Origin of the sequence: Aeromonas genomosp. paramedia (genome assembly GCF_023093515.1) — a bacterium.
Lineage (GTDB): Bacteria > Pseudomonadota > Gammaproteobacteria > Enterobacterales > Aeromonadaceae > Aeromonas.
In genome coordinates, this window is sequence record NZ_JAAROG010000016.1 from 128,640 (window position 1) to 142,438 (window position 13,799).

At 40.3% G+C, this 13,799-nt stretch carries 14 protein-coding genes; 1 reads left to right on the top strand and 13 read right to left on the bottom strand.

Translation table 11 applies throughout. The features are described 5' to 3' along the window. Positions 1-2: 2 nt before the first annotated feature. From HB860_RS10575 to rfbB, 13 genes are all read right to left on the bottom strand, one after another. Entirely contained in the window at positions 3-800 is a 798-nt protein-coding gene (locus HB860_RS10575; protein ID WP_247626604.1) for a glycosyltransferase family 2 protein, read from the bottom strand. Between the two features lies 1 nt (position 801). Beyond that, a complete protein-coding gene (locus tag HB860_RS10580) occupies positions 802-1,884 on the bottom strand; it encodes a glycosyltransferase (protein WP_247626605.1) in 1,083 nt (360 codons plus the stop codon). A gap of 64 nt (positions 1,885-1,948) precedes the next feature. Then, positions 1,949-3,178 carry an oligosaccharide repeat unit polymerase gene (gene wzy / locus HB860_RS10585; RefSeq protein WP_247626606.1) on the bottom strand — a complete coding sequence of 410 codons (1,230 nt, stop codon included), beginning with the start codon at positions 3,176-3,178 and terminating at the stop codon, positions 1,949-1,951. Beyond that, a complete protein-coding gene (locus tag HB860_RS10590; RefSeq protein ID WP_247626607.1) occupies positions 3,178-4,236 on the bottom strand; it encodes a glycosyltransferase WbsX family protein in 1,059 nt (352 codons plus the stop codon). The genes wzy and HB860_RS10590 overlap by 1 nt, the downstream gene beginning before the upstream one ends. A 27-nt stretch (positions 4,237-4,263) precedes the next feature. Further along, entirely contained in the window at positions 4,264-5,178 is a 915-nt protein-coding gene (locus tag HB860_RS10595) for a hypothetical protein (RefSeq protein ID WP_247626608.1), read from the bottom strand. 12 nt (positions 5,179-5,190) lie between these two features. After that, positions 5,191-6,615: a lipopolysaccharide biosynthesis protein gene (locus HB860_RS22275; RefSeq protein WP_247626609.1), complete on the bottom strand. Its 1,425-nt coding sequence runs from the start codon at positions 6,613-6,615 to the stop codon at positions 5,191-5,193. Between the two features lie 421 nt (positions 6,616-7,036). Then, positions 7,037-7,480: a MaoC family dehydratase gene (locus tag HB860_RS10605; RefSeq protein WP_247626610.1), complete on the bottom strand. Its 444-nt coding sequence runs from the start codon at positions 7,478-7,480 to the stop codon at positions 7,037-7,039. Next, positions 7,477-8,133 carry a NeuD/PglB/VioB family sugar acetyltransferase gene (locus tag HB860_RS10610; RefSeq protein WP_247626611.1) on the bottom strand — a complete coding sequence of 219 codons (657 nt, stop codon included), beginning with the start codon at positions 8,131-8,133 and terminating at the stop codon, positions 7,477-7,479. The genes HB860_RS10605 and HB860_RS10610 overlap by 4 nt, the downstream gene beginning before the upstream one ends. A 1-nt stretch (position 8,134) precedes the next feature. Beyond that, complete coding sequence (gene vioA, locus HB860_RS10615) at positions 8,135-9,244, bottom strand: DegT/DnrJ/EryC1/StrS family aminotransferase (RefSeq protein ID WP_247626612.1); 1,110 nt, start codon at positions 9,242-9,244, stop codon at positions 8,135-8,137. A 151-nt stretch (positions 9,245-9,395) separates the two neighbouring features. After that, complete coding sequence (gene rfbC / locus HB860_RS10620) at positions 9,396-9,944, bottom strand: dTDP-4-dehydrorhamnose 3,5-epimerase (protein ID WP_247626613.1); 549 nt, start codon at positions 9,942-9,944, stop codon at positions 9,396-9,398. Between the two features lie 61 nt (positions 9,945-10,005). Next, positions 10,006-10,884, bottom strand: a complete 879-nt coding sequence (gene rfbA / locus HB860_RS10625; protein WP_247626614.1) for a glucose-1-phosphate thymidylyltransferase RfbA — start codon at positions 10,882-10,884, stop codon at positions 10,006-10,008. 110 nt (positions 10,885-10,994) lie between these two features. Then, positions 10,995-11,882 carry a dTDP-4-dehydrorhamnose reductase gene (gene rfbD / locus HB860_RS10630; protein WP_247626615.1) on the bottom strand — a complete coding sequence of 296 codons (888 nt, stop codon included), beginning with the start codon at positions 11,880-11,882 and terminating at the stop codon, positions 10,995-10,997. Then, positions 11,882-12,967, bottom strand: a complete 1,086-nt coding sequence (rfbB, locus tag HB860_RS10635) for a dTDP-glucose 4,6-dehydratase (RefSeq protein WP_247626616.1) — start codon at positions 12,965-12,967, stop codon at positions 11,882-11,884. Before rfbB ends, rfbD begins: the two co-directional genes overlap by 1 nt. Before the next feature lie 593 nt (positions 12,968-13,560). On the opposite strand from rfbB, the gene HB860_RS10640 reads away from it, so the two are divergent. Next, a partial coding sequence (locus tag HB860_RS10640; protein WP_247626617.1) for a transposase occupies positions 13,561-13,799 on the top strand: 239 nt, incomplete at its 3' end.

The following is a 13,799-nucleotide window of genomic DNA, read 5'->3' on the forward strand; positions in this document are numbered from 1 at the left end:
AGTTAAAATCGCCGTGAAATTACAATAATGGTTCTTCTAATATGTTTAACGTAATAAAATACTTTAAACATAAAAGCAGCGACATTTGATAATCTTTTGCTTTTGTGTAATTTATTTATTGTATATATAGTTCCTTTATGCATGGCAGATAGATTGCTTGAGAGACCAGACTCTCCATAATTATTTTTGCCTCCACCTGTGATAACTAATGACTGAGGCATATAATAAAAATCACCAGCATCACACAACCTGAGCCACAAATCACCATCCTCAGCATGTGACATTGACTCATCATAATAACCAACTTTGTTCAAAAGCGTTTTCTTTACAATTGCAGTTGATGTCTGTGGAAACATCTTAATCAATAGTTGATGTAACGTAGCCTTATGCAAAGAGGTGATTTTTTTACCATAAAGAGTCAGCATTTCATCATTTCTCGCACAACCAATAAAATCAATGTTAAACGGGGATGAGTTAATTACTTTAAATTGTTCTGATAATTTATTAGGAAGCCAAATATCATCAGAATCGATAAAAGCAATCCAAATTCCGCAGGAAATATTAATTCCTAAGTTTCTCGCGCTTGAGACTCCTCCATTCTCTTTGTAAATATATTTAAAATTAACGCTGGTATTTTCCCCCATAAACTCCCTGATTAGCAAGTCAGAGTTATCTGTTGACCCATCGTTAATTATGATAATTTCACTAACTAATCTGAACGAGGTTTGATTAATTATGGAATTTAAACATTGAAGTATCGTTTTTGAGGAGTTATATACAGGGACAATAATTGAAAGCATGTTAGAGCAAACCTCTCCATTTATCTATTATATTAGATTCATTCCACTGCTGCCCCTTAACAAAGCCATTTTCTGACATTGCCGCCCTCAAATCATTGCATAACATTAACTCTGTCAATCTTTTTTGATACAAAGTGAAATTATCCATCTCGACTAAGAAACCATCCACTTCATGACTTATTATGTCTTTAGGGCCAGAAGGACAATCAAAAGATATAACTGGCAATCCAAATGATAATGCCTCTAAAACGACCATTCCGAAGCCTTCACTACTCGAAGTAAGAGCAAATATTGATGCTTTAGTGTAAAGCTCATCAACATTTATTTGCGGGGGGACTATTTGAACATTATCACATATATTTAGCTCAGATATAATTGAATTTATATCATTTTGCAATTCCCCAGTCCCAACCAATAAAAGAACCCAATCTTTGAGTTGTATATTATTTTTAATAATGTCAGCCCAGAGTTTTATTAATAAGATTTGTCTTTTATCTGGAGTAAAACGACCTATGTTAATAACAGTTTTTTGGGCTGTATCTGTTTTTTTGTACTTTAGTGGGGGACGCAGATGCGGTATATGTATGGCAGGAAAACCATTAGATGCAAAAAAATTATAATCATCTGTAGTCGGTAATACATATGCCCTAGATAACTTATACGCTAATTTTATTGCTCTATACACAACATTGTAATTACTTCTTGCTCCATGCTCTGATGCTATAATATCCCGCCCACTCTTTAAGACCAAAAGGCACTCTAAATATGAGCGAGGGGTTGTAACATATACACAATCATAATCATGATCTTTAAAGTAAAAATGTAACTTACGTATTGAATCAATAATATTCCCTAAAATTCTTTTAGCTCGTTTAATTCTACTACTCATATCAAAAACAAGTGCAGAATTAATTGAATCAAACTTTATTCGATCATCAATAACATAAAAAGATGATGGTCTATCTTTCACCAAAATAGTAACTTCATTATCAATACAGAGAACGTTAGCCAATGTTGCGACTACTCGCTCAATGCCACCAGCAGGCTGCATACTATCAAGATAAATTAAAACACGCTTCCTCATTAATGCACCTAATAATTAAAGTATAGGTTTATTTAAACATATGAAACTTAGTATAAGTTACTCATCAACTTTTATTGAGATGGTTGCAACTTCTTATAAAAATAATTAATAACAGAAAAACAGCTAATGACATAACATACGACATGAATTCATTAATCCAGCCATGTAGAATGAAAAGTACCATGGACAAAAAAGATAGTTCTAATACAGCACCATTACGATCGATAGTTTTGGATAAAATGACTGCCGCGAAGAGAAGTAATATGGATATAAAAAAATATAGAACAAATGACACATCATCAATAAAAATTAATCCAGGCACCCCCACAGGAACATTCCAATCAAAGGTCTCCCCACCACTAACATAGCTTCCAATGAGCTTATAAAACTGGTATGGCGTATTCGGTAAGCCAATGAGGTTTTCAAAAATCCTTTGAGTTGTTGGATACATCAAACTAAAATCATATCCAGAGAGAAACCTGTTAACACCGTTCGAGTTATCAAATATAAAGCTGATATTTGATACATGTTGAAAGCGCTCTACAGTCTCATTAAAATATTTTATATATGTTACATAAAAATCATTCTTTCCCCAAAAAGCTATAAAGCCATCGAAAAATGACATATTTCTAAACTCATCAGAGATGACAGTTAGTAACATGTAGTGCTTAAGGGAACGCACGAAAGGAAATAGTGAAAAAGCGATCACAATCAAGATGAAATTCAATCTAAGATTCACCCTTCCCTTATCGTAGAACGCAGCTAAATTTATTAATGCCAGTAGATAAATAAAAATCCCGGTTCGCCCTGAATACAAATAGATGATAATTGTAATAACTAGATTAATATAATAAAGTACGCTTCTGAACTTTATGCAATAAAATAAATATATAAGCAGCAGTGTATCTACGGATAAAAGATAATTGAACATCAGATAGAAAAATGAACGTTCAATATCTGATGAGGGTGATATATAACCATTAACAAGCCCGTTGAGGTGAGTCAATGCCAGAGCAAAGAATATTACATCAAGGCGCTTAGAGTTTACTGTCGCGACGTTATAGGTTGACATTACTTCAAAGGATTTGAATATTAATACATACGCCCCCCAGCACATCAGTATTAAAAACAATGCCATGGATAGGCTTTCGGGTACAGCTGGATAATTCCCAGCAAAATCCCCACCCAGCCACCCACTAAACGAATAATAAATAGTAAAATATATGTTGGAAATTATGTACAATGACAAATATACAGTTCTATTCTTTTTCAAACCGTTGCTATTTAAATTCATCACATTATTTCAATTTTAGATTTAACGATCTCAAGGAATTTTCTTTCATATTTCAGACATGGTTCAATATAATTACCCTCTCCCCATTCATTCCAAGACTTTATCATTATCAATCTTTCAGACTCAGGAATATGAGCCGTCTTTAGCAAGCACTGATCAAGATGAGCTGCAAACGCGGCAGGAGTCGCGTTAGTCAACACCACACCACGTCGACCATGTCTGATTGAGGAGTCCCAACGTGGAAATACTACCGGTATTTCATTATGTGCCACATCTACATTAGCAGAAAACCTTTGCATTCTTTCACTGTAATCATACTTTCTAAGGCAGACTGGAATTTTTTTGTTTAAAATAATCCTGATTTTGTCAGTAATTTTCTGTTGTAGTGAACGCCCCTTCATAAAATTACAGCTATTTAAAAACCTATCAAACCCATAATATTCAGCAATATGAACATCGCTGTTTTCAGCGATAAAGAAGCAACCATCAAACCCATGCTCTTTTGCCATCTTATTAAACGTATCCATGAACAAGGCACAGTTAGTTGCCTCGCGAGGATTGTAAATGAAAAATACGGGCTTATTATCTATTTTAGTATATCTATCATCCATAAAAAATGGCAGCAGATAATTAAAATGCTTTTTAATATCGTAATCATACCTCTGTTTCTTCAATAGCAATCCCTTTGACTTGTTATACCAAGTATGATTAGCCCAAGCAAAACAAAATTTGACATCAACATCACTCGACAATATTAACTCAGCTGGCTTATGTAGTAATTTTTCATTATCACCAAACCAATAATGCCAAAATGCAAATGTAGATATAGAATGCTGCTTCGCTAGTTGGTATTGCTTTTCAACAACAGAGACATCCTCTAAAGAGTAATACCCAAGCTCTCCAACTTTAGGTATATCATGCCCTGAAAACAAAGCTGCAGCAGACTTCAGCAATGACCACTCAGTGAATCCATTCCCCCACCATTCATTATTTTCAGGGATTTCATGAAATTGTGGCAAGTAATATGAAAAGACTTCTCTTATCTTAATTTTCTGCATTTTATTTAAAACCTATTAAACGAACCATCATTTCTCTGAAAAAAATGTTTCTGCTGTACTCATGAAACTAAGCACTGAATCTGTATTCTTCTTATCATTATTTCTTATAACATCAAGCTTTAATCTTCTTGTTTCTCTTGCATAGTCAATATCATCAAAGCCATATGCTATACCATATCGATTTTTTTCATCTGGATACCACTCTGTTTTGCTCAAACAGTCATCTGGTATTACCACCGAATCACAACCGCAAAGTACAGCGAATGTTGAATATGCAGAATATAAATCATACGATATAAAGCATGTAACACTCTTGAATACTCTAGCTATTTCAGCATGATCCATTCCATCTATCAATATTGCATCCTTAGGATGGTGGATCAGAGGCTTATCAGACCCTTTTCGGATTGAATATGCAACGCCACTTCTTACTGAGTGGATGTTGTTATCATTATAAACACTTGGAATATGAATCACTTTCAATGGTGAAGATGAAATTTCTGAACCATAGAAAGCAAAATCATCAACTAAGCCATCATCAAACTTGAAATACAACTCACCGGGTCCATAATAAATATCACCGGTGAAATATCCAGGCTTATTCAACAACCAACGAATAACTCTTGTAGCTTTCAGAGGATTGCCAAAAACAATTTCAGGATATATGACAATATCATTGTCCGACAGCACATTTCCAGTGTGTACGGGTGTATTAAAGTCAACGTTAGTTTTATATTTTCTAAATAAGCTGCCAATAGTATTGCGCATCAAAGAGACGCATCCTGACATGTCTTTTTTTGTTATTTTGAACTGTGGAAACCAAGGATATAAAACTGCATTACCACCACATTCATTAATAATGTGGCATAGTTTATGTAATACGACTATCCCCCCAGCATTGGGAGTATAGGAGGGCGAAAAAATAACATATCTGGTAGCCATTACATGCCCTTATCAAATTGCTTTTATGTATTTATTTCTGGTTGTAATAAATTCATCTTTCATAAAAGTACAGCAACACAATAGCCAAGAAAGGCAAAACAACAATAATCCAACGAGTGATGAAATGATTATATTTTCATGGAAAAATGATGAGGCAATAAATAGTGCGATAATAAGCGAAAGACAATTTGAAAGATAAATTTTATACGTTAGTTTAAACTGTTGAATAGTAGTTAGCCCACCGACCTTCTCACTATAAAAGCAATTAACGAATAGGCTTAATATAGAAGATATCATCATTCCAATGCATAAACCAATGACTCCAAATTTAAACGAGCAAATAATACTCAAGACTCCAATTATCTTTTTTATAACTTCAGCCTTTAAAAACATATCTGAACGCTTTTTAACCTGAAGCAGGTTCAAGTTAAATACGTGTATAGGATAAAAAACATAGCAACCACACAATATTATTAAGTATTTTGATGCAGCAAGCCAAGCGGGCCCCAATACATAATAAAAAAATGCATCTGATAGAACAACAAGAATACTGACTAAAGGCGTGAATATAAATGTAGATAATATTATGCTGTCACTAAATATTTTATTTATTTCCGTAGCATCATGAGCTTTACTCATTAAAGGAAGATTAACTCTTTGTATGATGCCAATAAATGAACTTGTTGGTAGTTCAATTAATCTCTGTGCTTGATAAAACAATCCAACCTGACTAGATGAATATATCTTACCAATTATAACGATGAAACTATTCGCATATATAACTTCAATGAGTGAGGATAAAATTAGTTTGTAGCCATAACCAAACATATCTTTAAACTCATTAACATCAAATGCTTTTATTGGCCGCCATTTAAATATATATACATATAAACACATTGATATTATTGCGTTAAACAAAGATTGTGCAACTAGAGCCCAAACACCATACCCATGGTATGCCAACGCAACACCGATTACTCCACTTGCTAAAGATGAAGATACAGTAACCTTTGATTGAGATTTAAAATCTAGGGCTACATTTAGTTTTGCACGATAAACTACGGTCAAAGAATTAACAAGAATGACGCCACCTAATACTCTTAGAACATCTTGTAATATAGGCTCATGATAAAAAAATGAAATCAGTGGTGCGGAAAAATATATTATAATATATATAAAAAGACCAACCACTATATTAAAATAAAATGCTGTCGAATATTCAACTTCGGAAGGTTTACCTTTGCGAATTAACGCACTGGTAAACCCTCCATCAATTAATAATTGTGCAATTGAAATGAAAATTGATGTCATGGCGATGACACCAAATGTATTTGGAGTAAGCAGCCTTGCCAAAATCAACAATGTAAGAAACTGTACACCCTGTGATACTATTTTTTCAATTGCACTCCATTTTAGTCCATTTTTTATATGGCCCACTTAATCACCACGCTTAAAAAAATACCTAAAAAACGTTATGTTAACTCATATGTATATTTAAAAACATACTATGAACTAGTATCAAAAGATAATCATAACGTATAAATTAAACACTACCTACAGAGCTCAATAACGTCTCATCTTGATAACCTTGCAATGACTTAAGCAATTTAAAACAGCCACTTACTCAGTATTGAGGTTATTTTATATCAAAAATCTATACACTATTTTTATCCATAAGTTCCATTTCAAGATACAGCATATTTTTCTCTATATTTTATTTTTCGCAGACCCACATATAAATACCAAAGGCTCCGCAATTTTGGTAATCATTGATAATGAACCTACCGTGGTGCCTTCATGCAGGCTCAGACCTGATAATATAATTAAAAGAGGGAGCTAATTATCGCATAAATTATTTTTATTGTAGTTTAGGCAAAAATATTTCTGCTTCACCAACAATAACTTCTACACCATCAACATAACAACAAGTTTCAAATGTAAAGCGTCGAGATCTTTTATTCAATTTTGTAATTTTTACTTTTGCTGTAACAGTATCACCAATATAAACAGGTTTTAGAAATTTTAAACTCTGCGAGAGATATACGCAACCAGGCCCTGGTATTTTCATACCAAATAATGCAGAAAAATAACTTGCTGACATTAATCCATGAGCTATACGCCTTTTGAATTGTGTGTTTAACGCAAACTCATCACTCATATGTACAGGATTCTTATCACCACTAATACCTGAAAACGATTTAATATCAGAATCAGTTATTGTTTGAGAGTATGACTCTGTCATTCCAACTGAAAAAAAATTAATAACATCTGTGTTTGTTACATCTGTGTTTTCAATTTTCATTTTGTTTTCCCTATCGGTTTAGCTGGATTCCCAAAAACCGTTACGCCAGGCGCTACACTTTTAGTCACAACAGCGCCCATTCCAATAACAGCTCCTTGACCAATAACCAACGGCTTATTTTTACTGCCAGGCTTAATGATCGCACCAGTACCGATATAAGCATAATCCTCAATAATCACATTGCCATTACATTTGACACCAGGAGCAAATGTAACATAATCACCAATTTTACAGTCATGGGCTACGTAACTATAAATATTTGCATGGAATGATTTACCTATTGAAATATTGGATGTCAAGCAGGTAAACGGACTTAAAATATAGCCTTCTTTAATATCGACAAAATCCATTTTGACAATGTTATTTGCAAAAACATCAAATAACTTAAATCCATGCTCCTTGCATTTTTCTGTAAGTTTTTTCCTAACATGCCAGTCAGCAATAGCGATTGTCACTTTTTTTTCATCAGCTTTGATGATCTCAAAATCATCAAAGCTTAAGACGTCAATTCCATTTATTTGATTTTCTTCTGATTCGTCAGCAACAAAGTAAATTTCACTATCTATGTTAGCATTTTTTAGTTGTTCTCTAACCAATGGATAAACTTCACGGCCATAGCCACCCGCACCATATATGCCATAAATAGTTTTCATTTTAATTTCTCCCTGAGATTAATTTAACAATGATATTGATAGCTTCTTTATCAAGATCAGCGTAAATCGGCAAACATAGTACCTTTTCAGCCAAAGCATTGGCCTGTGGCAAATGTGCTGTATCAGCACTGAGCAAACCCCGATACATCGGCATATTGCTAATAAGCGGGTAAAAATAACGACGCGATAAAATGCCATTGGCTTTGAGCTTTTCGTATAGATCATCGCGACTGAGTGGATATTCGGCCTCAACCAAAATAGGGAAATAAGAGAAGTTGCTATTAGCATTGCTGTCATGCTGATACATGGTAATGCCGGTTACATCGGCAAGCTCGGCACGGTAACGCGCATCGACTGCTTGGCGCTGCGCCATAGCCTGATCAATATGTTTAAGCTGCACTAAACCAAAGGCCGCATTGATTTCACTCATTTTTCCGTTAATGCCTGGGGCAGTTACGGTGAGTTCATCTGCAATACCAAAGTTTTTTAAGCGATCAATGCGCTGCTTAGTTTTGGCATCTGGGCTGATTATTGCCCCACCTTCAAAGGTATTGAATACCTTGGTGGCGTGAAAACTTAAAATCGACAGGTCGCCCCATTTAAGTAAACTCTCACCTTTATAGTTCACACCAAAGGCATGGGCCGCATCATAAATCACTTTCAGGCCATAGTTATCAGCAATTTTTTGAATGGCTTCTACATCGCAAGGATTGGAGTAGCAATGCACCGGCATAATAGCGGTGGTGCGAGGGGTAATCACTGCTTCTATCTTGGCAGGATCAATATTAAAAGTGGTAGGATCAATATCAACGAACACAGGCTCTAAGCCATTCCACATGATCGAATGGCTGGTTGCCACAAACGAATAAGGTGTGGTAATCACTTCACCGTGAATGCGCATCGCCTGCAAGGCGGTAATGAGTGCAATGGTGGCATTATTAAATAAAGAGACATACTCAACACCAAGATACTCGGCTAGTTTGGCTTCTAGTTCTTGATGGAACGGGCCATTGTTGGTTAGCCAGCGGTTATCCCAGATTTGCTCAAGGTAGGGAATAAACTCGTTTAAATCTGGTAAAAATGGCTGTGTGACAGGAATGTGTTTTTTCATATCGAAACCTATTTACATCTATCTTATGTTATTTGCCATGTGATAATACCTATATATAAAGTAGAACTAACTCATGGCAATTTAATTTGAAGTTATTTTATGAACGATAGTTCGCACAATAATATTGGTTTCAACCGACTTGAGCATTACGTCAAAATAGAGTTGCTTTATTCATACAAGGTTGATTCATGTCTTTATGCGATAAATTCAAGTTTAAGTTTTCTGCAGGCCATTGTATCGATATATCCTTATCATCCCATTTAATTCCTCTATCACAATCTAAATTGTAATAATTTGTAGTTTTATACAAAAATTCAGCTGTATCAGTCAACGTCAAGAAGCCATGCGCAAACCCTTCCGGAATCCACAGTTGCCGCTTGTTCTCCCCTGAAAGATGTACGCCAACCCATTGGCCGAAGGTCGGGGAGCTTTTACGGATATCTACCGCCACATCAAACACTTCACCTGCCACACAACGCACCAGCTTTCCCTGGGCATGGGGCGCCAACTGATAGTGCAACCCACGCAACACCCCTTTCGATGATTTGGAGTGATTATCCTGCACAAAAGTCACCGGATACCCTACAGCCTCTTCAAACAACTTGTGGTTGAAACTTTCAAAGAAAAAACCTCGCTCATCACCAAATACTTTTGGCTCAAAGATAAGCACATCTGGAATTGCTGTCTTGATTACATTCATCTGTCTATCCACACTTAATTCAATTTTTATGGGGGAAGTATATTCCCTCCCCCATATCACATCATGCCTTAGCAATCATTCTTAACAGATATTGTCCATAAGCATTCTTTGCCAACGGCGCTGCAAGTTCACGAACCTGGTCGGCATTGATAAACTTCTGGCGATAGGCAATCTCTTCCGGGCACGCCACCTTCAACCCCTGACGGGTTTCGATAGTTTGAATAAAGTTGCTCGCTTCAATCAGGCTTTCATGGGTACCGGTATCCAGCCAGGCATAACCACGGCCCATCATGGCCACCGACAGATTCCCTTGCTCCAGGTAGATACGGTTCACATCGGTAATTTCCAGCTCACCACGGGGCGACGGCTTCAAGCTCTTAGCGATGTCTACCACGCTGTGGTCATAGAAATAGAGGCCGGTCACCGCATAGTTGCTCTTGGGCTCCAGTGGCTTCTCTTCCAGAGAGATAGCTGTGCCCTCTTTATCAAATTCCACCACCCCATATCGCTCGGGGTCGTGCACATGGTAGGCAAAGACGGTGGCCCCGCTCTCTTTGGCCGCTGCGCCCGCCAACTGTTTCTGCAGGTCGTGGCCGTAGAAGATGTTGTCCCCCAACACCAGCGCACAGGGGTCTGACCCGATAAACTCTTCACCCAGAATAAAGGCTTGTGCCAACCCGTCCGGACTTGGCTGCACCTTGTACTGCAAATTCAGACCCCACTGGCTGCCGTCACCCAGCAATTGCTCAAAGCGGGGGGTATCTTGCGGCGTGCTGATGATCAAAATATCGCGAATACCGGCCAGCATCAGGGTGCAGAGCGGATAGTAGATCATCGGCTTGTCATAGATAGGCAGCAACTGCTTGCTCACCGCCATGGTGACCGGGTAGAGACGGGTGCCAGAGCCACCAGCCAGAATAATGCCTTTGCGTTTAGTCATGATGCTTGTTTCTTATTTTTGAATTGCAAAAGAAGAGTGGCGAGAAGCCATACCTTTCTGTTTTATCCCTACCAGCCATGGGTGCATGCAATACATCCCTGGCCAGTGATTTACTTACCCAAAATCTCGGTCAGCATCCGCTCTACACCGACAGTCCAGTCCGGCAGCACCAGATCGAAGGTGCGCTGGAATTTGCCGGTATCAAGACGGGAGTTATGGGGGCGTTTGGCCGGGGTCGGGAAGGCGCTGGTCGGCACCGCATTGAGCTGCGTCACAGCCAGTTCAACCCCGGCCTCTCTGGCTTTGGCAAACACCAGCTGGGCGTAGTCAAACCAGGTGGTGGTGCCGGAGGCAATCAGATGATACAGCCCGGCAACCTCGGGTTTGCGCTGCGCCACGCGGAGTGCATGGGCGGTGCAATCGGCCAGCAACTCGGCACCGGTTGGGGCGCCGAACTGGTCATTGATGACTGACATCTCGCTACGTTCTTTGCCAAAGCGCAGCATGGTCTTGGCAAAGTTGGCGCCGCGGGCGGCATAGACCCAACTGGTGCGGAAGATCAGATGACGGGAGCAAAGCGCGGCGCCTTGCTCACCCGCCAGCTTGGTTTCACCGTAGACGTTGAGCGGTGCCGTTGCATCGGTTTCCACCCAGGGGCGCTCGCCGCTACCATCGAACACATAGTCGGTGGAGTAGTGAACCAGCCAGGCACCCAGCACTTCGGCTTCTTTGGCAATCGCAGCCACGCTGGTGGCGTTGAGCAGCTTGGCAAACTCCCGCTCGCTCTCCGCCTTGTCGACTGCAGTATGGGCAGCGGCATTGACTATCACATCCGGCTTGAGCAGGCGCACCGTTTCCGCCACGCCGGCCGGGTTGCTGAAATCACCGCAATAGTCGGTGGAATCAAAATCAACCGCAGTAACCTGGCCCAATGGGGCGAGTGAGCGCTGCAACTCCCAGCCTACCTGACCGTTTTTGCCAAACAGCAAAATATTCATCAGGCACGCTCCCCGTAATTCTGCTCGATCCAAGATTGGTAGGCACCGCTCTTGACGTTACCGACCCACTGCTGATTTTCCAGGTACCACTGCACGGTTTTGCGAATGCCGGATTCGAAAGTCTCTTGTGGTTGCCAATCCAGCTCAGCGCTCATCTTGCTGGCATCGATGGCATAACGACGGTCGTGACCGGGGCGGTCGGCCACATAGGTGATTTGATCACGATAAGATCCTGCTTTCGGCACCATCTCATCGAGCAGATCGCAGATGGTATGCACCACCTCCAGGTTCTGCTTCTCGTTGTGACCACCGATGTTGTAGGTCTCCCCCACCACACCAGTGGTCACCACCTTGTAGAGCGCGCGAGCGTGATCTTCCACATAGAGCCAGTCACGGATCTGGTCGCCCTTGCCATAAACCGGCAGCGGCTTGCCATCCAGTGCATTCAGGATCACCAACGGGATCAGCTTCTCGGGGAAGTGATAGGGACCGTAGTTGTTAGAGCAGTTGGTGACCACGGTCGGCAAACCGTAGGTACGACGCCAGGCGCGCACCAGATGGTCGCTGGAGGCCTTGGACGCAGAGTAGGGGCTGCTGGGCGCATAAGGGGTGGTCTCGGTGAAGAGTGGCAACGCCTCACCGGGGGCAACTTCATCGGGATGGGGCAGGTCGCCATACACCTCGTCGGTGGAGATATGATGGAAGCGGAACGCTGCCTTGCGCGTCTCGTCCAGCATGCTCCAATAGGCACGGGCGGCTTCCAGCAACATATAGGTACCGACGATATTGGTTTCGATGAAATCGGCAGGGCCGGTGATGGAGCGATCGACGTGGCTTTCAGCAGCGAGGTGCATCACTGCATCGGGTTGGTGGGCGGCAAAGACGCGATCCAGCTCGGCGCGGTTGCAGATATCTACCTGCTCGAACACATAGTGACCGTTGCTTGAGACCTCAGCCAAGGACTCCAGATTACCTGCGTAGGTCAGCTTGTCGAGGTTGACCACTGAGTCTTGGGTATGTTGGATGATATGGCGAACAACCGCAGATCCGATAAACCCGGCACCGCCAGTCACAAGGATTTTCATTGAGAGGTTCCTGATTTTATTCTAACTAAATGAAAAATAAATATTTTTATAAGGAGTAATTGCTGTATGCCACCAGATTATTTCTGGAGCAAAAATATGATTGTAGTGATGGGGTGAACGTTAAATTCAATAATTTGATAGGCGGTCCATTGACTAGCTGGGCACATACCTAATACCAAGAACCAAGTGGCAGTAGGTAAAAATCGTTCCTGTTTGCAATAAATTACGCTACCGCCCTTGAGTTACAGCTCCCAACACGCTGCTTTTAACCTGATTGTGTGCGCTGTTGGTCATCATATCCTCCAGCTTCTTGTTTTGATTGATGTTTAGCAATGTTGTCGCATCACATTGCACACCCAGGCCATCCGTCAGCCTGCATTGCTCACATCTTGGGCAATTGATGCCCCAAACCCGATTTTGGACCAGATTCTATCTTGTTTAGCCCGAGGATGAACAGTCAAAACAACAGGAAAGTACCCATTGAAATCAGGATTCAATAAATACCGTTCTTGCTCTCATGCCTAAGGAAGGTGCGAACAAGTCCCTGATATGAGATCATGTTTGTCATCTGGAGCCATGGAACAGGGTTCATCATGAGTCATCAACTTACCTTCGCCGACAGTGAATTCAGCAGTAAGCGCCGTCAGACCAGAAAAGAGATTTTCTTGTCCCGCATGGAGCAGATTCTGCCATGGCAAAACATGGTGGAAGTCATCGAGCCGTTTTACCCCAAGGCTGGTAGTGGCCGGCGACCTTATCCGCTGGAAACCATGCTACGCATTCACTGCATGCAGCATTGGTACAACCTGAGCGATGGCGCGATGGAAGATGC

What these genes read in the sequence shown, in the direction of transcription:
- HB860_RS10575 (WP_247626604.1), bottom strand. Translation starts at nt 800, where the DNA reads ATGCTTTCAATTATTGTCCCTGTATATAACTCCTCAAAAACGATACTT.
- HB860_RS10580 (WP_247626605.1), bottom strand. Translation starts at nt 1,884, where the DNA reads ATGAGGAAGCGTGTTTTAATTTATCTTGATAGTATGCAGCCTGCTGGT.
- wzy (WP_247626606.1), bottom strand. Translation starts at nt 3,178, where the DNA reads ATGAATTTAAATAGCAACGGTTTGAAAAAGAATAGAACTGTATATTTG.
- HB860_RS10590 (WP_247626607.1), bottom strand. Translation starts at nt 4,236, where the DNA reads ATGCAGAAAATTAAGATAAGAGAAGTCTTTTCATATTACTTGCCACAA.
- HB860_RS10595 (WP_247626608.1), bottom strand. Translation starts at nt 5,178, where the DNA reads ATGGCTACCAGATATGTTATTTTTTCGCCCTCCTATACTCCCAATGCT.
- HB860_RS10605 (WP_247626610.1), bottom strand. Translation starts at nt 7,480, where the DNA reads ATGAAAATTGAAAACACAGATGTAACAAACACAGATGTTATTAATTTT.
- HB860_RS10610 (WP_247626611.1), bottom strand. Translation starts at nt 8,133, where the DNA reads ATGAAAACTATTTATGGCATATATGGTGCGGGTGGCTATGGCCGTGAA.
- vioA (WP_247626612.1), bottom strand. Translation starts at nt 9,244, where the DNA reads ATGAAAAAACACATTCCTGTCACACAGCCATTTTTACCAGATTTAAAC.
- rfbC (WP_247626613.1), bottom strand. Translation starts at nt 9,944, where the DNA reads ATGAATGTAATCAAGACAGCAATTCCAGATGTGCTTATCTTTGAGCCA.
- rfbA (WP_247626614.1), bottom strand. Translation starts at nt 10,884, where the DNA reads ATGACTAAACGCAAAGGCATTATTCTGGCTGGTGGCTCTGGCACCCGT.
- rfbD (WP_247626615.1), bottom strand. Translation starts at nt 11,882, where the DNA reads ATGAATATTTTGCTGTTTGGCAAAAACGGTCAGGTAGGCTGGGAGTTG.
- rfbB (WP_247626616.1), bottom strand. Translation starts at nt 12,967, where the DNA reads ATGAAAATCCTTGTGACTGGCGGTGCCGGGTTTATCGGATCTGCGGTT.